The 1,436-nt window shown below is 70.3% G+C and carries 3 protein-coding genes; 2 read left to right on the top strand and 1 reads right to left on the bottom strand.

Annotated features, from left to right (window positions below):
* The coding region (locus BH719_RS09520; RefSeq protein WP_009743167.1) for a variant leucine-rich repeat-containing protein at positions 1–264 on the bottom strand (264 nt) is incomplete at its 3' end.
* A gap of 179 nt (positions 265–443) precedes the next feature.
* On the opposite strand from BH719_RS09520, the gene BH719_RS02500 reads away from it, so the two are divergent.
* On the top strand, positions 444–695 hold the full coding sequence (locus tag BH719_RS02500; protein ID WP_034255167.1) for a hypothetical protein: 252 nt from the start codon (positions 444–446) through the stop codon (positions 693–695).
* Complete coding sequence (locus BH719_RS02505) at positions 692–1,384, top strand: MgtC/SapB family protein (RefSeq protein ID WP_009743169.1); 693 nt, start codon at positions 692–694, stop codon at positions 1,382–1,384. Before BH719_RS02500 ends, BH719_RS02505 begins: the two co-directional genes overlap by 4 nt.
* The last annotated feature ends 52 nt before the right edge of the window (positions 1,385–1,436 follow it).

Genomic DNA, 1,436 nt, shown 5'->3' on the forward strand with positions numbered 1-1,436 from the left:
CTGAACCTGCCCACCCGGCTGGCCCCACTGACCCTGAACGGGCTGAACCTGCCCACCCGGCTGGCCCCACTGACCCTGGACCGGCTGAACCTGCCCACCGGGGTGCTGTGCCTGGATCCACGCGACCAGAGCGGGGTAGACGGAGGGGTGCCGCACGACGAACGGGTGCAGGTCCGGACGGGCCTGGGCGATGATCGCCAGGTCATTGGCCGTCAGGCCCGGGTTCGCCATATCGCTGGCCTGCAGCCGCGACGGATCGATCATGATCGTGTAACTCCTTTCGCGCCCCGGCGGTGCTGCGCTGTATGCCTGCGCCGACGCCACCGATGCCACCCCCATCCTAGCCTCACCGCCGCTGCGGGTGAACGCGCCCCTTTACTGCGCAGCACCCGTACTACTGCGCAGCACCCGTACGGCCCTCCGGGCTCCGCTAGACTAGTGCGATGAACGCACCCGACCCGGCACTACGAACACCAGCGATGACGCGGATCCTCCACAATCCCAACGCCCGGTTCGCCCTGTCCCTCATCCCCGCCACGATCGTGCTCGCACTCGTCGTCGAAGCAGTCCAACCCGGCGCCCCCATGTGGCTCGTCGGCGGAGTCGCCGGAGCCATGGGGTACCTGCTGCGGCGCCTCACCCAGCCCCGCGCGCCCAAGCACGACAGGATGGCCGAGGAGGGCACCGCCTCGTGAACCCCTACCTCACTGAGATCGCGTGGATGGTGCTGGCGCTCGTGCTGTCCACCCTGATCGGGCTCGAGCGCCAGATCCGCGGAAAAAGCGCGGGCATCCGCACGCAGGCCATTGTGGGGCTCACCGCGGCGCTCATGGTCCTCGTGTCCAAGTACGGCTTCCAAGACGTCCTCGCCGACGGCATCACCCGTTTCGACCCGTCCCGCGTCGCCTCGCAGATCGTGTCCGGCATCGGTTTCCTGGGGGCGGGCATCATCCTCACGCGCCACGGAGCGATCCGCGGCCTGACGACGGCGGCCACCATCTGGGAGACCGCGGCGGTAGGCATGGCGTGCGGAGCGGGCCTGTGGTGGCTCGCGGTCGCGGGCACCGCGTTGCACTTCCTGATCGTCCTGGTGATGAGCCCGGTCATTCAGCGCATCACGAAGCGCGCGCGGGGGAGCAAGACGGTGGTCGCCGTCCGCTACTGGCCCGGCCACGGGATGGTGGCCGAGCTCCTGCAGCAGGTGGGCGCCCTCGGCTGGCAGGTCCACCGCCTCTCCTCGCACGCGGACGGCAAGGACAGCCCCACGGTGGCCCGCCTCGTCGTGTCCACCGCGCAGCCACTGGCGACATCCGCGCTGGTCGCCTCGCTGGTCGATCTGGAGGGGGTGCTCGGCGTCGAAGTCGTCGAGGACGACGAGGAGTGACGCCCGGCCGGGCAGTCGACCTCCGGCGGCGCCCGCCCTGGAGGCCTCGCGC

This window comes from Pauljensenia hongkongensis, from assembly GCF_001746855.1.
Classification (GTDB): domain Bacteria; phylum Actinomycetota; class Actinomycetes; order Actinomycetales; family Actinomycetaceae; genus Pauljensenia; species Pauljensenia hongkongensis.